This is a genomic window from Flavobacterium eburneipallidum (genome assembly GCF_027111355.2).
Taxonomy (GTDB): Bacteria; Bacteroidota; Bacteroidia; order Flavobacteriales; family Flavobacteriaceae; genus Flavobacterium; species Flavobacterium eburneipallidum.
The window spans coordinates 3,370,374-3,394,064 of record NZ_CP114291.2; the positions used below are offsets into that span (position 1 = coordinate 3,370,374).

Sequence of the window (23,691 nt, forward strand, 5' to 3'; positions counted from 1 at the left end):
ATATTAAAAACTTTTACTTAACAACAGTAAATGTTTCTTTAACTACACCTCTATTTCTCATCAAAAGTGTATCTTTAGTTTGAGTGTTAATATTTTTTGCAATATGATTTATTGTATAATCTAAATACAGTACATCTCTATCTACATTACCAAAACTGTTTTTCTCCCCTTTTTTCACAAATACACCAGTTCCACTAGCCGTAAATGCAGTAGGGTCAGAAGAAGTAATTACACATTTACCAGCATCATCAAAAGTAAGATTTAAAGTGCAAGTATAATTTACTCCGGCGCCATCCTGTAATACTACAGGAAACTTCAAAACTTTTAGAGAACCAGTTGTCAATTGAACAAGCCAAGTTGCAACATTAGAAGTTGCTGCATCATAAGTCTGAACATCTTTTGGATGTCTTACAATCGTTTTATTTAAACTACCAGTCATCACATCTTTACCTCTTCTTAAATAATATCCATGCCAAGTATTGATATATTTTACAGCATACAGTATATAATCTTTAGAAATTTTATCCCATTGTCTTGAATCTAACCTTCTAGGTTTAGTATTTGCCACAAGTGGTTTTCCTTGCAAAATAGAATCTACACCAACAGCAGTAGTCATAATTAATGGAATTACATAATTATTCTGTGTTGCTAATGGATCTGCAAAAAACTTATCGGTTAGTTGCACTTCAACACCACCAGAAATATCTCCTTTTTTAATCAGGATCTGATTTGATGCCAATGTATAATAATCACGTGGCATAGGAAGAATTGGGCGTAATGGTGACGTTCCAACAAACTTATAACCCTTAGGGATTGTATCTGCAACAATAAAATCAATTGCTATGTCTTTCTTGTTCTCATAAACACCAGACATCGTTGCCATAATGTTACATTTGAATTGAAGATCCAAAGTATTGTCATATATATCTTCGCCTAACGTAATCGTTCTCACTGGAAATTGATAAGGAAAATATACAGAAGAATAATCATAATCAGGGTAGGATATCGGATCGTTCTCACATCCCACAACAGAGATCAATATCAATAAAAATAAAATTAGTTTTTTCATATTTTGTATTATTAATGTGTATTTCTAATTATTCCAACCATCATTTTGAAGGAGGTTATTAAATTTTAGCGTTTCAAGGTAAGGAATAGGACCATAGTACATGTGATTTTGGAAAACTCTATTCTCTACAACGAAAGGATTGCCATAAACAGGAGCTGCTAATGAACCAGATATTGTAACGCCTTTAGCAGGTTCATTTAATTCAGTTAGTGCCACTTTCCAACGGCGTAAATCCCAAAAACGGAAACCCTCGAAAGACAACTCCAAACGACGCTCATTACGAATTAACTGACGCATGGCAACTTTATCCGTTTTTATGGACTCCAAATAAGGATCTGTATTTAAACCTAATGCTCTCTTACGGATAGCTTTAATTATATCATAAGCAGTATAACCGTATCCTCTTGGGTCAGAAACTGATCCCCAAGCTTCATTAGCAGCTTCGGCAAAATTAAGATACATTTCTGTATAACGTATGCGTGGTCTGTAATGATTTTGAGTATTTCTACCATTTGGATTATAATTAACATCCTGTCTCAACAATTTTTTCATATAGTAACCTGTACGTGTAGACGTATTCACATTATTTATGGCGTCATTACCAGCTGTAATGTTTATTTGAGCATTCGTAACACCTGCTCTACTTCCGTGATAAACTACAAACTCTGCCAAACGAGGGTCTCTATTAGCAAATGGACTTGCTGGATTATATAATGAAAGTGGATTAGATATCGGATACCCATTACTAGCAGGGAATGAATCTACAAGATTTTGAGTTGGATTTACACGTCCGTTTCCAAATAAACTAGGAGGAAAATTTTCACGTTCCAAATCATTATTATTAGATGTTCCACCTCTCCATAAACTTTCTGGAGAGTTGGCTCCAGAGGTCAATGCATTTATCTCTGTTGTATTTCTATACCATGAAACCCCACTAGAAAAGGTAGATGGCAATCCTGCCAAACCTCCTTTAAGAGCAATTATTTCGGCAGCGTATTTAGCAGCATCCTCCCAAGTTCCATTAGAACCGTCAGCAGATCCATTGGCAAAAGCAGGACTTGCAGCCAACAGAGCTACTTGTGAGCGAATTGCTTTAGCTACACGTCCACTGACAAGACCTAAAAACTTTACTCCCATGGCGCGATTGTATAGTGAAGGGGTCATACCAGTAACATTATATCTTGGAGGAATACTAGCATTACTAGCAACATCCACATAATCCTGTGGCAAACGATCTATGGCATTATTAATGTCACTATAAATTTGTGCAGTACACGCATTGAACGTTTCACGAGGAAGATTAAATTCTGAAGTCACAACTTGTTCAGTCAAAACAATTGGCACACCAAGTAATTTTCCATTTACCCAACCCCCATGTGATTGTAATAAGTTATACATAAAAATGGCACGAAGTCCATAAGCTTCCCCTTTAATTCTTTCTCTAAAAAGGGTATCAACAAGAGGGTCTTCGGAAAACGTCATCTTATCGACTTCACTGAGAACAATGTTCATGTATTGAATACCTGAATAACATGCTTCCCAGCGGCTTGCTGGATTAAAAGCAGCAGTCCACTGTCCCGTAGCTAATCTCAAAAAACCATTATTAAGATCATTTGATACGGCATCATCAGTAGCAACTTCACTAAAATTATACCCATTGGTTGGGATTCTAGCATAACCCTGTGTAAGAAGTCCCAATCCAAAATTAGGATCTACATAAGTATCATTTTTATCCTTAATGTTTTCTAGTTCAGCATCTATAAGATCCGTACAACCAACAAATAAAACGGAGAAAATTAAAATTACAAATATGTTTTTATTCTTTTTCATTATTCAAATTTTTTATAATTAAAATGCAGCCGTTAAACCTATACTATAATATCTCATTTGAGGAGTACCTCCAATATTAGTTTCCATGTGCTCTCTTTCTTTTGCAATTAGTAGCAAATCATTTCCATTAACATAAAAACCTAAATTGCTAATAAAAGTCTTAGCCAATACTGACTTAGGAATGTCATAAGACAATTGAACTCTAGATAAACTAATTCTATCATTTTTATATATCCAGAAATCTGAAGCTATAAAATTATTAGCGCCAGCTGTCGTAGTTAATCTTGGATAAGTAGCCGTTTCAGCTGTCTCTGGAGTCCAACGACCAAGCATAGGTGCAGAATATTTAGCATTAACACCCGAAGCCCAATAATAAGAACTGTTTTTATAGGCATAAGCCCCACTCGTACTATTAGCAAGTACGAATAAAGAAAAATTATTCCACTTTACAGTCGTGTTAAGCCCAATTGTTAGTGGAGATGCTCCTCCTCTACCAAGATAAACTTGATCATTATTATCAATTACCTTATCATTATTTACATCTTGATACTTAATGTCACCAGCGCTAACTACAGCATATGTTGATTTTGGAAGAGCTCCAACTACATTGTTTTTTATGTCAGCTGCTTCAGCTGCAGTATAGAATCCATTGCTTTTCAATCCAAAGAGAGCATCTGTTGGTTGGCCTTGACGTTTTTGATAGTCATCTCTATAGATAATATCATTTCTAGTATAAGCTCTAGTCTCAAAATAAGTTGCGACCATACCCACATTCAAATGAACTTTGTTTATCTTTTTATTAAAATTTATTCCTAAATCAAATCCCTTACGTTCGTCTGCATTATAATTAACAACCGGAATAAAAGATGAAGTAGACGGAGTGGTTACAGAAAAATAGCTTGGATAAAGATTTCTATCTCTGATAGGAATACCTGTCAACTGATTGTAAAAATAAGAAGCTTCAATATGAACCATATTATTGAAAAGAGAAGATTCTAAACCTAAGGTATATTCTTTTCTCTGCTCAAATCCTAAACCATAATTTTCTCCATTGATAACATCCGTAGTTCTAAGTTGACGTCCTTCTTGCCAAGAAAAAAAAGATCCATTAGCATTGCTATAAGAAGGTCTATACAAATTGTATCCACTACCACCTTCAAAGCCAATAAAATCAAGGTCAGTATTCAAGATACTCGCACTGGCAGTTAATTTCAATTCATTAAATACTTTAGAATTAGCCATAAAACTCTCTTTACTTATTCTCCATCCCATTGAAAATGTTGGGGAGAAAGCATCCTGTTGCCCTTCGGCAAGTCTAGAGGAATGCACCATATTTTGAGTAAAATCAAGGTAATACTTGTTTTTATAATTATAATTAAACTGAAATCCTAGGTTTGCATTTGCTATGGCATGATACACCTCTGATTCAGCTAATGTATAACCGTGGGCTACTAAAAGTGCAGAGAAGTTATGCACCTTATTATAATCAAACTTGTACTTAAAAGCACCTGAAAAAAACATCGTTTGACGTTGATAAGCATTATCAAGAGAACGAGAATCAGTTTTAGCATCCGTACCAAATTTAGTCAAAGTAGTAATATAATCTCCATCAGCATCAGTAGCCCAAGTTGGGTCATATACAGCATAAGCATTGTTGCCGATTTGTTGACTATAAGATGTATTGTAATCAATACCAAATTGAGTATCAAAAGTCAATCCTTTCAACAGATTTGCCAAGTCAAAATTAAACGAAGTATCAAACTGATATTTACGAGTTGTCCCTTTAATAATCCCTCGAGTATATATATCTGCAAAAGGATTTGTTAGTTGGGTACTAGTACCTCCCAACAAATACTTTCCATCAACTATAAATGGACTAGTTGCAATATAGTTTTGAGTTTTTGCATCTGCTTTTTCCAAATAACTCAATGGAATTAAAGGAGCAAATAAATTTGGTCTTAAAGTAGCCGCATTCCCCCAGAAATTACCTTGTGCTTGATTGTTATCATAAAAAGTAACACTGGTATTGATTTTACTAGTAATCATTTTACTCAATTTAATATCAAGATTTCCTCTTACATTGAAACGGTTTTCACCTTCTGATTTTCCATTTCCTATGTCAAGTAAGGTTGTTGTTCTATAATTACCCACATTCACATAAAATTGAGCTTTGTCATTTCCGCCAGTATATTCTGCTACAATTTCAGAACGTGTAGCGTATTTCTTCAAATTATCTGATGAATAAAAATCTACGTTTGGATAACGATACGGATTTACACCTGATGCAGAATTAGCTATTACTTCGTCCGTATAAAGTGGATTACGAGGTTGTCCATCATTCATAAGAGCTTCATTATATAATGTCATATACTCTGATGAACTTAAATATTTGGCATAACGTTTAGGATCCATAATACCCGTATTGATACGGACATCAAATTTATTTCCTTTGCTAAGACCTCTTTTAGTAGTAATGGAAACAACCCCTTTTGCAGCAAGACTTCCGTATAAAGCAACAGCAGCTGCACTTTTCAATACTGTAATATCTTCAATTTCAGAAGGTACAACATTAAACTCATCACGAGGAATACCATCAACTATCACCAATTTTCCGTTCATGCCCCAGATGTTACCACCTGTATAACCAGGAATATAACTAGCTAAGTTATCCAAACTAAAAGTTGTGTAATTAGTGGCTAGCTGATCAGCAATGTTTACCGTTGAAACGCCCCCTAGAACATCTGATTTAGCTACTGTATTAAAAGCAACTTTCACCTTATCCGAATTGTATCCCAATACTACTGTATCCGAATCATAATCCAATACTACTTTTTTCAAATCGGATTTCGCTTCAATGGAACCAGTTTTATAACCAGATGCTGTAACAGTTAAAATGCTATTGGCATCAACTGTTATGGTAAACTCACCTAAATCGTTAGCTTCACTTGTTTCATTAGCACTACTGATAGTGGCTCCTGGCACAAGATTCCCTTTATTATCATACACAACTGCAGATACAATTATCTTGTTATCTTGTGCACTCATTTCTAATGAGAAAAGAGTAAATATTGCGCATATAAAAAAAACTATTTTGATATATTTCATTATTATTTATTTTTTTCGATTATATATTTGCAATTACCAGCCAGGGTTTTGATAAAATTCAGGATATATGCTTACATCCGCTCGTTTCAATGGAAGCCAGTAATGTTTATCAGAATAAATACGTTCCCAAACAACAGATTCCTTTAAATTATTGATTTTATTGTTCTCTGGATTAACTTTGTCCAAGAAATTGTTGGTAGGATTAACATCATTGGTTTCAGGAACATCACGATCAAAAGTAATACCCGTTTTAACATTATAAGGAAACTTAGTCAATAGCAACCAGCGACGTAAATCATTAAATCTATGTCCTTCATAAGCTAATTCTACAGCACGTTCACGTCTCACTTCTGACATAAACATATCAGTAGATACTAAAAATGGCGCTTGAACTCCTGGTAAAGGATTCCCATTAGGAAGAATCACACGATTACGAACTTTATCAATGGCATAAACAGCATCTTTGTTCCATGTTGTTGCAGTAGCACGAATATTGTTATGCCCCATAGCGATGGACTCTGCATACATCAAATAAACATCTGACAAACGAAGCCATGGAATATGAACTTGATGATTATTATATGCATTATCGTATCTATTTAATCCAAGCGGATTAAATTTCATCAACAAATATCCTGTATTACTACCCGAAGCACGTGAAGATCTATAATTTCCAACTCTAACACCATCATATAAATTGGCATAAGTATATTGCCTTGCTTCTGCAGTAGCAGTAGAATTAACCATCTTTCTGGTATCAAAACCAAAATTAAGATAAAAACGGGGGTCTCTATTTTTCCAAGGATAGTTTATGTCATAATTGGAACCTTGATCACCAGGAACATCTGCTTTACTAGCACTATTAATAGGATAACCAGTATTGGTACCAAAATAATTTACATAATTTGCCGTAGGGTATTGTGACCAACTTCTACCTTGTAAAACATTAGCACATAAATACTGCTTATCCATAGACTGACCAGTACCTCCATAATTAGGGCCTCTGAAAATTGCCTCAAGATAAGTTACTCCATTAACAACTGCAGAACCTGGCATTCTACCATTTTGTCCATTCGTACGATATACTTGCTCATAACTAGTTCCATTAGTTCCCCAAGGGATTAATTTATATTGGCATGAACCATTCTCTGATGCATTTAATAAAGTTCCAAAAGCCTCTGCAGCTTTTTTACAATATTCTGCATTATACTGTTCTCCTCCTCCTGAAGACTTATTCATTAATGGACTTCCAGCATACAAATAGTTCTTGCCTAAATAAGCAAAAGCCATCCATTTATTGATTCTAAGTTCGTTTTTACCTAAAGTAGCTTGTCCAGCTGGAACAGCATCCCAGTCTGATGGCAATAAAGTACTTGCTTTAGTAAAATCTTCGGCAATCTTATCAGCAGTTTGTTGATAAGTCAAACGAGGAAATCGCAATGGCTCATCAGAAGCTAAAACCGAATCAATATAAGGCATTCCACCCCAATAGGAGATTATTTGCATGTGAAACCAAGCTCTAAAGAAATACAATTGACCAGCAATTATATCTTTCTCTTCCTGAGTAGCATCTACCATTTTATCAAGATTTGCAAGACCTATGTTTGCTTTCCTAATTCCGTACCAAGAACCTACCCACAATGACTTTGATCTTTTTTGATTGTTAGTATTGTTAGTGCTAAAATCCACATCATTTTGATCTAAAAAAGATCCTCCATTACCAAAACCCCCTCTTTGCCAAGCTAAAAAGTTTCCTAAATCAACTTGCCAAATCCAAGCACCTTGGTTGGCTGCATTGGCCTGCCACATTTCCTCTTCTCCATTATTGAAGAAATTGTTATCATCACGATTATTGAAACTTGGTATGCAGTGGTATAACTCCTCGGTAAAACCTTGGAAATTTGTGAAGTTTTGGTAAGCCAAATCTGGATCAGTTGTAGATCCTGATTTAATGTCCAAATAATCAGAACAAGAAGTAAAACTCCCCGCTACAAAAAAGAAAAGTCCAAAATATAGAATTATCTTATTATAATTTTTCATCTTATAGTATTTTATAATGTTAATCTAAAACCTAAGCTTATACGACTTACCGAAGGATAAGCGGTATTTCCATTTACTTCTCTATCGTCTGGTGTACGTGTCCATAACCAAAGATTATTTCCATTTGCATAGATACGCAATGACTCAAGCCCAATACGCTTAACCTGCTCTGAATTAAAGGTATAAGCTATTTCAGCATTTTTCAAACGAATATAGGATCCGTCATACAAATAGCGAGTACCTAGATTATTTCCATTTAAGGTACTATTTAGCCTTGGCATAGGAGAGTCAGCATTCGTGTTATCTTTAGACCAATAAGTACCTTCATCATAAACCGTATTAAAATAAGGTAAACCAAAACTCTGTGTTTCGATATAACGAGAAACATTACTTACACCGTAGAATTGAACCATGGCACTAAAACCTTTCCAATCTACACCAAGACTTGCATTATACGTGTTTTGAGGATTTGATGGATAGCCATATCTCACTCTATCCCCATTGTTATCAATCACACCATCACCGTTAAAATCCATTATTCTATAATTACCAGGAATTTTGGCATCATTACTATCAAATGCCGTACTACCATACAACTCATCCCAAGTATTATAAAAGCCTTGATCCAGCATTGAAGTGGATTGTCTGTTTGGATAACCCTCTCTTTTTACATATTCAGGAAGCAGTGCTGGATCATCCCTATCTATTACTTCATCCTTTGCTTGTGTAAAACTTACATCAGACCACAAACGAAGGTCGTTGGTAAGTCTTTGACTGTAATGCAATTCAAACTCAAAACCTTTAACTTCTACAATACCCTTATTAACAACCGGTGGAGCAAATCCAAAATAAGATGGTACCGCTCTTTGGCTTCCGTTCAAAATGATATTTGTTCTGTAATCCTTAAAGACATCAACACTTCCAGACAATACTTTTTTAAATAATGAGAAATCTAAACCTAAATTCTGTTTCGTTACTTTTTCCCATGCTATGGAAGGATTTCCTATGGAAGTTTGTGTAATCCATCCGTAAGCATTACTAAGCTCGCCTTGATTCCCTTGAGTCAACAAAGGGCGTGAAATACTACTACCATATACATCTTCATACAACCAACGACCATTATAACTGTCATCCCCAACCTGACCGTAAGAGTATCTCAGTTTTAGCTGATCAAGAAAAGTAAGTTTTTTCATAAACTTCTCTTCTGTAATCATCCACCCTACCGCTCCTGAGGAGAAAAAACCAAAACGATTATCAGGTGCAAATTTTTCAGTACCGTTGTAAGCTCCATTATAATCTAAAAAATACTTCTTGTTGTAACCATAAGTAGCACGAAAAACCCAATCTTCACGATAAGCAGGAATATTGGCACCCGAAGCTGTTTCCTGGCGCTGGAAATTCCCCATTCCAGTTACATTATGTACTCCAAAATCACGAACATAATTTATTTGTGCTTGATAATTCAAATTACGGTAAGTAGAACCATCATTCATTGTACCTCCTCTTGTAGCCCAGTTTAATGGTTCATAAAAATCAAAATTTGTTGTTACATCAGGTGTTTGCGAGAAGACAGGTATCCCAGTAACAGGATCAATATATTTGCTCTGAATAGAATAGCTATCATTATTAATTCCTCTCTGTTCTTCAAGAAAAGTATTATCCAAAGAAAAAGTTACATTAGCCGAAAGTCCTTTAAGAATCTTTCCTAAATCTTGTCTAAGATTAAAGTCGGTTGCGATACGAGTGGTTGTTATAGACTGCGATCCACCAATGGCTAAATTCAATGCTGAGTTAGCTCCTTGAACCGAATTTTGAGGGTAATATCCCCAAGATCCATCTGAATACAATGGATAATATAAATCTGGTGGCGTGTTATAAGCTCCTGCCCACATATACCCCTCACTAATTACCCTCCATGGTGCTTTTTTCAACCCATAAGATCCTGAAAGATTCACTTTAAACACTGTTGATTTTGTCAACTGAAAATCTAAATTAGCCCTAGAATTTATTCTATTATAGCTGTAACCAGATTCAAAACCCTGATTGCTAGGCGGTACTTTAACAAGATCTCCTTCGTTAGCATAATCTACTGCAGCATAATATTTTACTCTATCTGTTCCTCCTGATATATTAACGTTGGCAGTATGAGACATAGCAGTATCTTTAAATAAATAATCTTGCCAATCAATATTAGGATATCTTTCTCTTTGTTCTTGAGTAGTTTGATTACGATAATTATCAATAAATGATTGAGGTCTCATATAAGTCCAAGAAACTGGCTGCTGATTTAGCTCATATTCAATTACCTTATTTTTTACCATAAGAGCATCATAAGCATCCATTTTACCTGGAAGCTTTGAAACTGCTTTCATTATTGCACTATATCCAAAATCAATTTTTGCTTTTCCAACTACCCCTCTTTTTGTTGTAATAAGAACTACTCCATTAGCTCCTCTAACCCCATATACAGCAGTAGCAGAGGCGTCTTTCAACACAGAAACAGTCTCAACTGAAGTAATATCAACACTATTGATAGCACGTTCGATACCATCAACAAGGATAAGAGGCTGAGAATTGTTCCATGAACTAACTCCTCTAATAATAATTTCGGGATCTTCTTCCCCTGGCTTTCCTGTAGTTGTCAAGGTTGTCACACCTGGAAGATTTCCTGTAAGTGCTGCACCTAAACTAGTAACCCCTCCTGTACGTTGTAAAACTTTACCCGAAACTTGAGAAATTGCCCCAACAACACTTTCTTTCTTTTGTTGACCGAAACCAACAATAATAACCTCTTGTAAAGTTGTTTGATCTGAAGACATAACAATGTTGACTTCTGTTTGACCATCAATTTTCTTTTCGATGGTTTGCATACCAACACTAGAAAAAATCAATGTTTCATTAGACGAAGGTAGTGTAATTTTATAGTCTCCATTAATATCGGTTACTACGCCAATTGCAGGATTACCTTTAACTGTTACATTAACACCAGGAATTGGCTTTTTATCATCTGAAGAAGTAATTTTTCCTGTAACAACTATTTGTTGATTCTGTTGCTTAATTTTAGCGGAAGAAGACAAAGTGGATTTCCCCTCTCTTGCCAACAACACACTAGAAAACATAAACAAAACTCCTAATACCACGAAATTCATCTTGCGTGGAATTTTAATTAATTGTATTTTCATATTAATATTTTGACATTTTTTAATTTATTTACAAATTAGAATATAGAATTTACCATAGTACTCATTATAAAAAAATCTGTGATTTTTAAATTTTTTTAATCCAATAAAGCGATTGAAGCTAAAGTTTGATTTATTTTTAAATCAATCCTAGGAAACATCTTAAATAAGATGAAATCAAAAACTCTATCAACATAAAAAGAAAATATATAGCTTATTCTAAAAAGTTAATGCTTTATTTATTTAAGAATTTAAGAACTATAAAAATCACTGTATTTATTAAAATAAACTGGATCTTATTATTCTTAAAACAAACAAAAAACATCTTTAAGGTTTGGTTAACTCATAGGCTTTTGGTTTTATTAGTTGGTTTGTTAATAGATTAGTATATCTTGGTTATTTTTTTAAAACTTAGCTTTCATTTCATCCAAATTACTTTTAAACTCAAATTCAATTATTTCATTAACAAAAAGATTTATTTATTTTTAACTTTTATTGGTAAGCAAAAAATAATAAATACAACCGATTGTGTGTTTAAAGCAGATTTATTGGATTTTGTTTCGGAATTTCACCAATTGTAACCTCAATAATTTTTTTATGAAAACAACAAAATCTTTTAGGTAATCCTTAATGCAGTATTATTTTACTGATGTAACAATTTAGTTTTCTTCATTTTGTATGAAAGGGCCGCTCAACCAAAAAGCAACCCTATTCAAATATTAAAAATAAACTAACCAAATTATTTTTATCAAAAACACTCCTAGTTACTCGAAAATTATTTTAAATAAATCATTTTCGAAGACTCTAAAAATCAAAATTGTTTGATACAAATACAAACGTTTTTTAAAATCCTTTAAACAAAGATAAATAAAAAACTAAATAAAACAACCGATTGTGTATTTATTTTTTAAATAATTGAAAAATAATATTCAATTTAAATACATATCAAATATTTATAATGACATTTTAATAAGTATAATTCAAAAAAAAATCCTTTAACAATTTAACTATTAAAAAATTAATAAGCTATATCCAAAATTATTAAAGAAATGATAAATGTAAAAAAAACATTTAATTTTAATCATTTATCGGAATGCTGTAAACAAGTTCTAAAACGAAAGAATTAACCTGTAAAAGAAATTATCATATAAAAAAAGGAAGCCTTATATAAGACTTCCTTTAACATAAACCTTCATTAAAAATATTAGTAACCAATCATCCTATTAATAAAAACACATATTATTTGAATTTATAAACAAACTATAAAGATCAAGTTAACTACTTAAATTAGCTATTCCCTTTTTATAATCTGCTAAAAATGTGGCTAAACCAATATCAGTTAAAGGATGTTTCAACAATCCTTCTATTGCACTTAATGGCCCAGTTATCACGTCTGATCCAATTTTAGCACAATTGATTATATGCATCACATTTCGCACTGATGCAGCTAAAATTTGAGTTTCAAAACCAAAATTATCAAAAATCAATCGAATCTCTTCTATTAAAACTAATCCATCTGTTGAAATATCATCTAATCTTCCAATAAAAGGAGACACATAAGTTGCTCCAGCTTTTGCAGCCAATAAGGCTTGTCCAGACGAAAAAATTAAAGTACAATTTGTCCTAATACCTTTATTAGAAAAATATTTTATGGCTTTTATTCCATCTTTAATCATTGGAATTTTAACAACAATTTGCGGGTGTAACGCAGCTAATTGCTCTCCTTCAGCTATCATTCCTTCAAAATCAGTCGATATAACTTCGGCACTTACATCACCATCAACCAATTCACAAATTTTTAAATAATGAGCAATGATATTCTCTGCCCCTGTAATTCCTTCTTTAGCCATTAATGAGGGATTAGTGGTTACTCCATCTAGGACTCCTAAATCATTAGCTTCTTTTATGTCTTTTAAATTTGCTGTATCTATAAAAAATTTCATTTTTTACTATTTATTTAATTATTTGCTTTCTGCAATATATTTCAAGATTTCTTTAGCAGCACTTTCAGGGTTGAATCCGAATTTTTGATCCAACACACTAGCTGGAGCTGAATAACCAAAATGGTCTAATCCAACTACTTTTCCGCTATCGCCAATCAATCCTTCCAAGTTTACAGGAAGTCCAGCCGTAAGACCGAAAACTAATTTTCCTTTAGGGATGATGCTTCCTTGGTACTCTTTTGACTGTAATTTGAACAATCCTTCAGAAATGATAGAGGCTACGTTTACTTTTAGATTGTTTTCGTTTTCTAAAATTTCAGCAGCGCCTAATAATGTAGAAACTTCCGATCCATTTGCGAATAAAGTAATATCAGCATTTGGAGTCGATTTTACTAAATAACCACCTTTTTTAGCTGCTGTTGCTTCCTCATATCTAGATGATACAGCAGGAATGTCTTTGATGTTTTGTCTAGAAAGAATCAAAGCAGTTGGTGTTTTAGTGTTTTTCAACGCCATATCCCAAGCTACTGAAGTTTCGATAGCATCAGCAGGACGAAGTGCTAATAAACTTGGATTTCCCGAGTGATTTTTTACTTTTTCCATCAAACGCATTTGCGCTTCTTGCTCAATTGGTTGGTGGGTTGGTCCATCTTCTCCAACTCTGAATGAATCGTGAGTCAAGACATATTTTACAGGCAATTCCTGAATAGCAGCCAAACGAATCGCTGGTTTCATATAATCAGAAAACACAAAGAAAGTCGCTACTACAGCCACAACACCTCCGTGAAGAGCAATTCCGTTGGCAATAGCCGTCATTGTTAATTCAGCCACTCCAGCTTGCAAGAAAGCTCCGCTGAAATCATTTTTTTGCAATACAGAAGATTTTTTCAAGAAACCATCTGTTTTATCACTGTTCGATAAATCGGCAGAAGAAACGATTACGTTTTCTAAATTTTCTGCTAAATAACCCAATACAGCTGATGAAGCTTCTCTCGTAGCTACATTTGCTTTTTGAACTACTTGACTCAAATCTAAATCAGGAAGTACACCAGAAAGGAACGAATCCATTTTGGATGCCAATGCTGGGTTAGCCGTTTTCCATGCAGCAATTTTTGCTTTTTGTTCAGCAGCAGCAGCCGTTTTTTTAGCTAAAACTGATGTGTAGTGTGCTTGAACTTCTGGGAAAATATCGAAAGAACTTTCAGGATTTGCTCCTAAATTGATTAAAGTTTTTGTGAAATCTGCTTTGGTATCACCAATTGGTTTTCCGTGCAATTCGCATTCTCCTTCATACATAGACCCATCTGCAAGAACGCAACCTTTACCCATAATGGTTTTACCAATAATTAAGGTTGGTTTTTCAGTTTCAGCATTCGCATCGTTCAACGCTTTACGAATTTGCTCGTGATCGTGACCATCAATAGTGATTACTTTCCATCCCCAAGCTTCGTATTTCATAGCCGTATCTTCTGATGTCACTTCGTCTGTCATAGAAGAAAGTTGCACATCATTCGAATCATAAAACATGATAAAGTTGTTCAAACCTAAATGTCCTGCAATACGACCCACACCTTGAGAGATTTCTTCCTGAACACCACCATCCGTGATAAAACCGTAGATTTTGTGTTCGAAAAGACCGTTGAATCTAGCGTCAAGGAATTTCGCAGCAATAGCAGCTCCAGCTCCCATAGCGTGACCTTGTCCTAATGGTCCAGAAGTGTTTTCGATTCCTCTTAACACATCTACTTCAGGGTGGCCTGGCGTGATTGAACCCCATTGTCTGAAACTTTGAAGATCTTCTTTTTTATAATTTCCTAATAAATTGTATTGCGCATACATCAAAGCCGATAAGTGACCCGCATCCATAAAGAAACGATCTCTAAATGGCCAATCCATTTCGGTTGGGTCAAAATTCAAATATTCGGTGTATAGAATGTGCAAGAAATCGGCACCTCCCATAGCGCCTCCAGGGTGTCCTGAATTTGCCTTTTCTACCATCGAAATGGCTAATGCTCTTATGTTATCTGCGGCTAAATTGTCAATTTTTTGATTCATGTTAATATTTTATTATTTCTTAAAATGCTATAAAAACCTCTAATTAAATGATTTAATGCAATTTACAAACCTTCAATCGCTCCATCTTAAATTTGAATAAAATCAGAAAAAAATCAATTATTTTTAATATGATATACTAAAAAGCATTGATTGATATTTCCAATTATTCTGTCACTATCGTCAAATAAAACTCATTTATTTTTTTATTCAAATAAATAAATATTTACACACAACCGATTGCAAATATAAATAAATTTATTAATTCTCACTAAAAGCATCCTGAAAAAGGATTAAAACGATAAAATCTAATAAATAATGATACCTATATACTTGGATGTACTAAAAGTAAACTACCAAAAGTAGTAATGTAGTGCTACTAACACGATTCTTTTATAAAAAACAGTTCCATATAAGGGATTGTGATTACAAATGAGGCTATTACGGTAAGGTAAAAAAATAGCTCAATTTTAAATTTAAGAATCAAAAAACAAAAAACTAATATTGAAATAAATCTAACACTAGATTTTGCTTTTCTAGGTTAATTTACAGACTTTGCATCTATTTTGTTGTTTTTTTTTATCCGAGAATAAAAAAGTCTTGTCAAAAGACATAAACGGTTTAAAAGATAACTATGACATTATGGAGTATCGTTATGCAATAAATGAGATTTCGAAAGAAATTTTTGAAAGACAAAGTCAAAAAATAAAATAAGCAATAATTCAAAAAACAAAAGAATTAGAATTAATGCCGTCAAAAAAATCGAACATTGAAAAAGCGGTTATTTATTTTATGGAAATAGCTGTAAACCCCAGTAAATTCTACGATTCATTAGATTATAACCAGAAGAGAAAATTTCAAATCCTATTGTTTCCAGATGGGTTTCAATATTCCATCAAAAACAGGAAATATCGAACATAAAAAAAATACATTACTCAACCTAACAAACAGTATATCAAATATTTACACAAATTAAAAACAAATAAACCCATCCTCAAAAATGGGATGGGTAAGTATAGTAGCGGGAACAGGACTCGAACCTGTGACCTTCGGGTTATGAGCCCGACGAGCTGCCTACTGCTCTATCCCGCGTTGTTTCGGGTGCAAAGATACAACCAATTTTAATAAATACAAGCTATTTTTAAAAAAATATTCAGATATTATGTATTGAACTGATTGGCTATTCATTACAACTAAAAAACGAACTAAAAAAAAAAGGCCATTCAATAATTATTCCATAAAAAAACCTGCGAAGTTGGACTTGGCAGGTTCTTAATTACTTATAAAAAACTAACTAACTAACTAACTAACTAACTAACTAACTAACTAACTAACTAACTAACTAACTAACTAACTAACTATTTACTATTCCTCAGAAACAATGGCGGTGTTTTTATCATTTGCTTTAACAGTCAACGCCACTGCTACTCCTTTTTCGTTGATCATGGTCATATTCAAAACATCTAATTTTGATAAATCTTTAGAAACTAATCCACTGAACTCATTGTATGAAATATTCATTTCTTTCAGATTACTTAATTTTTCTAAATCAAATGGCACTTGACCATTCATTTTATTATCAAACAAACTCAATTGTTCCAAATTAGTCCAATTTGCAACAGAACGACTTAAATTTCCAGTGATTTTATTACTATTCAAATGCAATACTTTTAGATTTGTTAATCCATAAAGAGCTGCTGGAATTTGCCCTGTGATACTATTATTATACAATGACAACGTTTCTAAATTGCTTAAATTACCAATTTCAGCAGGAATACTCCCAGACAACTGATTCATGAACAATTCTACACTTTTTAAAGCAGTAGCATTACCCAAGGTTGCTGGCAAAGATCCTGATAATTTATTAAAAGATAAATTAAGTGATTCTAAAGCTTTCATCGATCCGATAGCAGCTGGTACTGTTCCTGAAATATTATTTTTGTACAAATTTAATTTTTTCAAATGCACTAAATTCGAAATAGTTGCAGGAAGCTCTCCTGATAAATTATTATTGGACAACTCAATTGAAACCACTTTATCATCTTGTACTCCTACCCCATACCACGAGGAAACTGGTGTATTCAAATCCCATTTTGAAGTCCAATTTGCACCATTTGTAGCGTTGTACAATTGCACTAATGTATTTTTCTCTGTAACAGACACTTCTGCTCTCAATCCGATTGAGATCAAAATCATAAACAGTAAAGTATAAGTATTTTTCATGACGCTTCTTTTTAGAATTCAAATATTGCCACTAAACTACACAAAAATAGTATTTATAGACATAAATAATCGATTAAATACACAAATTTTATTTTAAAATAAATATATTCTTATAAATTTTAAATATTTAAATAAATAATAACTACCTAACTAAAAATTATTAAATTTGATACTCTAACTTAAAAAAACAAATTATGGAAATTAACTTTATCGCATTATTAGCATCGGCTGTAGTAACGCTTGCAGTGGGTTTTATTTGGTATCATCCCAAAGTTTTTGGAACAATCTGGATGAAAGAAGCAGGACTAACTCCCGAATCTTCTGAAAAAGGAAATATGCTAAAAATATTTGGACTTACTTATTTATTCTCCTTAATGATGACAATCGTTTTAATGGGATTAACTATCCATCAATCTGGAGCTTTGGGAATGATAGGAGGTCCGCCGATGATTGAAAGTGCAAAACCATCTTTTGCAGCATTCATGACTGATTACGGAACAGCCTACAGAACCTTTAAACACGGTGCTTTGCATGGTTTTATGAGTGGTTTGTTTTTTGCTTTTCCTATGGTTGCAATCAATAGTTTATTCGAAAACAAATCTTGGAAATATATATTCATTAACGCTGGTTATTGGATCGTAACTTTAGCATTAATGGGCGGAATCATTTGTGGTTTTGCATAAAATCATATAACCAAAATTCCGTTTGATAAAACGCTCAAACGGAATTTTCTTAATTATAACTTAAACCCAATTTAGTTGTAATCAATATTCCCTAATTTTGAAAAATATATATTCAAAATATTGGACACCATCTACTCTTTCAAAATATACAATAGTACATCATCTCTACCTTTAGAATGGAATTCGCTGGCTATTGACAATATATTTTTGACTAGAGAATACCTAGAAATTTTAGAGAAATCATCACCAACCAATATGATTTGTCATTTTATTGGATTATTTCATAAAGAAGACCTAGTTGGAATTGCACTTTCTCAATTTTTGAATTTGAATCAATTAGAATCTTTTGGAAACCGAGATAAGTGTATAAAAACAGCCGTTAGAAACACTGTTTTTAAGAATTTTATTTCTCATATTTTAATTATTGGAAACAATATGCTTACCGGTCAAAATGCTTTTGCTTTTGCTGAAACAATTGACCCTATTCAAGGATTGAAAACCTTAAAAAAAGCTTCAGAAAAATTAAAAATTATCTTTAAAAACAAAGGTTTAAAAGTACACATCACGACTTTTAAAGATTTTGCTACCGAAGAAACTACCGCATTTCATCAAGCTGGATTTCAAAAACATTTTCAGTACTGTACCCAACCCAATATGTTATTTGATATTCCGAATCAATGGAAATCAGAACAAGATTATATTGAAGCTTTATCAAAAAAATACAGAGACCAATACAAACGTGCTCGCAAAAAAGCCGAAGGTATCGAAAAAAGAAAAATGCACTTGGACGACATTATCAAGCATGAAGTAACCATTTATGATTTATACTATCATGTAGCCAAAAATGCGCACTTTAACACCTTTTTCCTAGCCAAAAACCACTTCAGAATTTTTAAGGAACTACTAAAAGATAAATTTCTTTTTTACGGCTATTTCCTGGATGAAAGACTAATTGGTTTCAATACCTTAATTAAAAACGGAAATGTAATGGATACTTATTTTCTGGGCTATGACGAGAGTATTCAACGAGAAAAAATGTTGTATTTGAATATGCTCTACGATATGGTTGCCTATTCTATCAACAAAGGCTTTAAGGAAATTATTTTTGCCCGAACAGCCTTGGAAATCAAAAGTTCTATCGGAGCCAAACCACAAGAAATGTATGGTTTTGCCAAACATAGCAATCCAGTTGCCGATATGGTTTTTGAAAAAGCGTTCAATTATCTAGAACCAAAAGTCGATTGGAAAGAGCGAAATCCGTTTAAATAATACGGATTTTCGAGGTTCAACTTTGTCAAAGTTTTGAACTTTGACAAAGTTGATTACGGAACTGCTACTTTCATTTGCTTATGCAAAATGTGAATTTCTAATTCATTTTGGGCTCCACAATATTCCCCATCAATTTGAAAATTAACTTGCCTGTCTGTTTTTATGGTTGCTTTTTCAGTCGAAATGATGACAATATCATCCGAATCGATTGGCATATTCCCTGTAATAATTTTGCCCAACAACAATAAATCAAGGCTTTTCAAAATAATTAATTCAAATTTTCCGTCGCTCATACTTCCGTTTGGATTGATGGTTACACCAGTTCCATATTTCTGTGAATTGGCAATAACAATCATCCTCGCCGTATGTTCAACCGTTTCATTATTGGCAGTTATTGAAGCTACAAAAGGCTCTTCGGCATCCTTCAAGGTCGTAAAAGCTTGCATAGCATAACCCCAAAAACCTCTCAAATCGCTCTCTTCATAGTTCTTGACCAAGTCCGCATTCAAGCCAATATCACTCAAGTGAATACTTTTTTTACCATTAATGGCAATCATATCCATTTCGATATAATGGTTCTGAAATGCTATTTTTAAATTCTCTTCTAATGTAGAAGGCAAATTCAAATCGACAGACAATCCATTGGCAGAACCAGCAGGCAAAATCCCAATAATAATATCGTGTGTTTCCATCGCTTCGGCCACCATTTTGATAGTTCCATCGCCCCCAGCCACAACAATTCGTTCGGGATTAAATTTGCCATAAAGTGATTGTATAGCTGCACAATCTTTCTCTCCAGTAGTTTCATAAACCACTAAATTAAAATTGTTTACAGTAGCAAATTCCTGAACAGCATCCAGCAAATCGGTTTTATCCAAGTCTCCAGAAATGGGATTTACAACGAAAATGATATTCTTTTTCAAAATTTTAGGTTTAAAATCGATTTAAAATAATTAATTTACAACGTCTATAAAAGTACACAATAATGAAACCAATTTTACAATTATATCGAGGTTATGCCAATGAACAAGAATTAATTGTAATGGGACACGTTTTCAAAACCGAATACGATTATGATTTTCAGAAAAAAAACTTTAAAAATGCTCGCTCGATAGTACATCTTTTTAGGGTAAAAACGATTAAAAATTTTGATGTTTATCTCCAATTTGGCGAATCTGAAATTCACACCAAAACATTAGACGATGGTTATTTTAAGTTTTGTATTCCGCTTGAAAAAGAATTCAATTTTGGCTGGATGGAATATCAAATAAGTATAAAATACGAAAATACGATTACTACATCAACTGGGAGTTTTATTAGACCGCACAAGGGAAATCTAGGAATTATATCGGATATTGACGACACTTTTTTAGTTTCGCACACGCATAATTTCTTCAAAAAATTATATATTTTATTATTTAGAAACGTCAATAGTCGCAAGATTTTTAAAGATGTTGTTCCGCATTATCAAGCCTTGAGTTCCGCTGGAAGAAACAATAAAGAAGAAGAAAATGCCTTTTTTTATATTTCCAGTAGCGAGTGGAATTTGTATCGTTTTATTGTGAAATTTACCAAAATTCATCAACTACCAAGAGCTGTTATTTTATTGAAAGATATTAAAACCGGACTGGCTGATTTTTTGATGAGTGGCAGAGGCAATCACAATCATAAATTCGAGAAAATAAAACACGTTTTAGAATTTTACCCTCATTTGAAGTATGTATTACTGGGAGATGATTCGCAACACGATCCTTTTTTATACGAACAAATTTGCAAAATATTTCCCGTGACTGTAAAAGCTGTTTATATCAGACAAACTGGTAAAAACAAAAAAGAAACCACGATTAAAATTCTAAAAAATTTAGAAAATCTCGAAGTTTCTGTTTGTTATTTTAAAGACAGTAGCGAAGCTATTGCCCATTCTAAAGCTATTGGGCTGATTTTATAAACCCGCATTATCAATTTCTTCCTGAACTATTTCCCAATCCAAAAGCAGTTGATCTAAATCAGCTTTTTTCTTATTGTAAGCGGTGAAAAATTTGGCATCTTCAATATGTTTGTCATAATTAGAAGTCAGCATTTTATCGTCGTGCTGAATGTCTTTTTCTAATTGCTTGATCTGACTTTCGATTTTGCTCAATTTATTTTGAAGTGCTTTTCCTTTTTTCTGATCTTCATACGAAGCTTTGTTACTTTCCTTTGGAGCAGCTGCTTTTGCGGCATCTTTTTTCTCCACTTCACGCATATTTTCTAGGTTGCGTTGTTCCAAAAAGTAATTAACATCTCCTAAATATTCTTTGATTTTTTGGTCTTTGAATTCGTAAACAATATTCGACATCCCTTGAAGAAAATCCCTGTCGTGAGAAACCAAAAGCAAGGTTCCTTCATATTTTTGCAAAGCAGCTTTCAGCACATTTTTGGACTTAATATCCAAGTGATTCGTAGGCTCATCCATCACCAAAACGTTGATGGGCTGCAAAAGCAATTTACAAAGCGCCAAACGGTTTCTTTCTCCTCCAGAAAGCACTTTTACTTTCTTTTCGACATCATCGCCACGAAACAAGAAAGAACCTAGCATATCACGCACTTTCGAACGATTGGTATCCGTTGCGGCATCTTCCATAGTTCGCAATAAGGTAATTTCTCCGTCTAAATATTCGGCTTGGTTTTGAGCAAAATAACCCAATTGCACATTATGACCCAATTTGATACTTCCTTCAAATTCGAATTCGTTGACAATGGCTTTAATAAAAGTTGATTTTCCTTGCCCATTTTGACCCACAAAAGCAATCTTACTTCCACGTTCTACCAAAAGGGAAATATCTTTCAGAATCGTTTTATCGCCATAAGCTTTGGTTACTTTATCCGCTTCTACCACTACTCTTCCTGGCTCTTTTGAAAGCGGAAACGAAATATTCATCACGGAATTATCATCTTCATCAACCTCAATGCGTTCTACTTTATCCAATTTCTTGATAAGCGATTGCGCCATCGATGCTTTAGAAGCTTTGGCACGGAATTTCTCGATTAATTTCTCCGTTTCTTCTATTTTTTTGGCTTGGTTTTTCTGTGTAGCCAATTGCTTTTCACGAATTTCGTGACGCAATAATAAATATTCCGAATACGGTTTGTTGAAATCGTAAGCTTTACCTAAAGAAATTTCTATAGTTCTATTAGTTACATTATCCAAAAACATTTTATCGTGCGAAACAATCACAACTACACCAGGATAATTTCTCAAAAAACTTTCCAGCCAGATGATACTCTCAATATCCAAGTGATTCGTAGGTTCATCCAGAAGCAAAACATCATTAGCTTGTAACAACAATTTAGCTAATTCGATACGCATTCTCCAACCACCAGAAAAAGTTTCGGTTTGGTTATTGAAAACTTCTCTTTTGAAACCCAATCCAATTAGAATTTTTTCTGTATCACCCACATAATTATAACCACCTAATAAATCGAAACGATGCGTATAATCCGATAAATCTTCAATAATTTGACTGTACTCTTCACTTTCATAATCAGTTCGGGTTACCAACTGATGATTGATTTCTTCTAATTTTTTTTCTACAATCTTAATATCTGTAAACGCTTCATATGCTTCTTCCAATACCGTTCTTCCTTGTTCAAAATCGATGTCCTGACGCAAAAATCCCATTCGAACTTCTTTCTCTTGAGAAATAACTCCTGAATCAGGAGCAAAATCTTTGGCCAAGATTTTCAACATAGTCGATTTTCCCGCTCCGTTCTTTCCAACAAGTCCAACACGGTCTCCAGCACCCAATCGGAAGGTTACTTCTTCAAACAAATAGGTTCCTCCAAAAGAGACAGATAAATTATGTATATTAAGCATTTATTGATTTTAGTATTTGTAAATTTGTAGCTCCAAAAAAGGAAAAAATTAATTTTTTGCAAATGTTAAAAAAAGGATCCAAATTAAATAGTATTTTAACAGGAAGTTGTCCTAGATGTCAGAATGAGAGTATGTATTTGGATAAAAATCCGTTACATTTTTCGAAATTGATTAAAATGCACGAAAGATGCAGTCATTGTGATTTGAAATATGAAATAGAACCTTCTTTTTTTTATGGAGCAATGTATGTTAGTTACGGACTGAATGTTGGATTAAGCATAGCTACTTTTATTGTTTCTTATTTATTTTTGGAAACCAGTATAAAAACTTCTTTTATCGCTATTCTTGTTGCTAATATTCTATTATTTCCATTTGTTTTGAGATGGTCGAGGAATATTTACATCAATTTGTTTGTTTCTTATGATAAGAAATTCAAATAGTA

Annotated in this window: 14 protein-coding genes and 1 tRNA gene; 4 read left to right on the top strand and 11 right to left on the bottom strand. The window is 33.3% G+C overall.

What is annotated here, in order from left to right:
- Positions 1-13 precede the first annotated feature (13 nt).
- The 9 genes from OZP15_RS14180 to OZP15_RS14220 form a co-directional block, all read right to left on the bottom strand.
- Positions 14-1,069 carry a DUF5627 domain-containing protein gene (locus OZP15_RS14180; RefSeq protein ID WP_281336462.1) on the bottom strand — a complete coding sequence of 352 codons (1,056 nt, stop codon included), beginning with the start codon at positions 1,067-1,069 and terminating at the stop codon, positions 14-16.
- 24 nt (positions 1,070-1,093) lie between these two features.
- A complete protein-coding gene (locus OZP15_RS14185; protein WP_269226133.1) occupies positions 1,094-2,899 on the bottom strand; it encodes a RagB/SusD family nutrient uptake outer membrane protein in 1,806 nt (601 codons plus the stop codon).
- An 18-nt stretch (positions 2,900-2,917) separates the two neighbouring features.
- A complete protein-coding gene (locus OZP15_RS14190) occupies positions 2,918-5,944 on the bottom strand; it encodes a SusC/RagA family TonB-linked outer membrane protein (RefSeq protein WP_281336463.1) in 3,027 nt (1,008 codons plus the stop codon).
- Between the two features lie 93 nt (positions 5,945-6,037).
- Positions 6,038-8,044, bottom strand: a complete 2,007-nt coding sequence (locus tag OZP15_RS14195) for a RagB/SusD family nutrient uptake outer membrane protein (protein ID WP_281336464.1) — start codon at positions 8,042-8,044, stop codon at positions 6,038-6,040.
- A gap of 11 nt (positions 8,045-8,055) precedes the next feature.
- Positions 8,056-11,226, bottom strand: coding sequence for a SusC/RagA family TonB-linked outer membrane protein (locus tag OZP15_RS14200; protein WP_281336465.1), 3,171 nt, complete (start codon positions 11,224-11,226; stop codon positions 8,056-8,058).
- A 1,271-nt stretch (positions 11,227-12,497) separates the two neighbouring features.
- Positions 12,498-13,166 carry a fructose-6-phosphate aldolase gene (fsa, locus tag OZP15_RS14205; protein WP_281336466.1) on the bottom strand — a complete coding sequence of 223 codons (669 nt, stop codon included), beginning with the start codon at positions 13,164-13,166 and terminating at the stop codon, positions 12,498-12,500.
- A gap of 18 nt (positions 13,167-13,184) precedes the next feature.
- Positions 13,185-15,221: a transketolase family protein gene (locus OZP15_RS14210; RefSeq protein ID WP_269226508.1), complete on the bottom strand. Its 2,037-nt coding sequence runs from the start codon at positions 15,219-15,221 to the stop codon at positions 13,185-13,187.
- 1,016 nt (positions 15,222-16,237) lie between these two features.
- Positions 16,238-16,310: transfer RNA gene (locus tag OZP15_RS14215), tRNA-Met, on the bottom strand.
- 273 nt (positions 16,311-16,583) lie between these two features.
- On the bottom strand, positions 16,584-17,441 hold the full coding sequence (locus OZP15_RS14220; protein ID WP_269226148.1) for a leucine-rich repeat domain-containing protein: 858 nt from the start codon (positions 17,439-17,441) through the stop codon (positions 16,584-16,586).
- A 194-nt stretch (positions 17,442-17,635) separates the two neighbouring features.
- Here OZP15_RS14220 and OZP15_RS14225 point away from each other — a divergent pair, with 194 nt between their 5' ends.
- Together OZP15_RS14225 and OZP15_RS14230 are read left to right on the top strand one after the other, a co-directional pair.
- Positions 17,636-18,124, top strand: coding sequence for a DUF1761 domain-containing protein (locus OZP15_RS14225; protein WP_281336467.1), 489 nt, complete (start codon positions 17,636-17,638; stop codon positions 18,122-18,124).
- A 120-nt stretch (positions 18,125-18,244) separates the two neighbouring features.
- Entirely contained in the window at positions 18,245-19,393 is a 1,149-nt protein-coding gene (locus OZP15_RS14230) for a GNAT family N-acetyltransferase (protein ID WP_281336468.1), read from the top strand.
- A gap of 53 nt (positions 19,394-19,446) precedes the next feature.
- Here OZP15_RS14230 and OZP15_RS14235 read toward each other — a convergent pair whose 3' ends face one another.
- Entirely contained in the window at positions 19,447-20,316 is an 870-nt protein-coding gene (locus tag OZP15_RS14235; RefSeq protein ID WP_281336469.1) for a diacylglycerol/lipid kinase family protein, read from the bottom strand.
- A gap of 62 nt (positions 20,317-20,378) precedes the next feature.
- Here OZP15_RS14235 and OZP15_RS14240 point away from each other — a divergent pair, with 62 nt between their 5' ends.
- Positions 20,379-21,341, top strand: coding sequence for an App1 family protein phosphatidate phosphatase (locus OZP15_RS14240; protein ID WP_281336470.1), 963 nt, complete (start codon positions 20,379-20,381; stop codon positions 21,339-21,341).
- Here the strand turns inward: OZP15_RS14240 and abc-f are convergent.
- Positions 21,336-23,249 carry a ribosomal protection-like ABC-F family protein gene (abc-f, locus tag OZP15_RS14245; RefSeq protein WP_281336471.1) on the bottom strand — a complete coding sequence of 638 codons (1,914 nt, stop codon included), beginning with the start codon at positions 23,247-23,249 and terminating at the stop codon, positions 21,336-21,338. The genes OZP15_RS14240 and abc-f overlap by 6 nt on opposite strands.
- A gap of 62 nt (positions 23,250-23,311) precedes the next feature.
- Here abc-f and OZP15_RS14250 point away from each other — a divergent pair, with 62 nt between their 5' ends.
- Positions 23,312-23,689, top strand: a complete 378-nt coding sequence (locus OZP15_RS14250; RefSeq protein ID WP_281336472.1) for a DUF983 domain-containing protein — start codon at positions 23,312-23,314, stop codon at positions 23,687-23,689.
- The last annotated feature ends 2 nt before the right edge of the window (positions 23,690-23,691 follow it).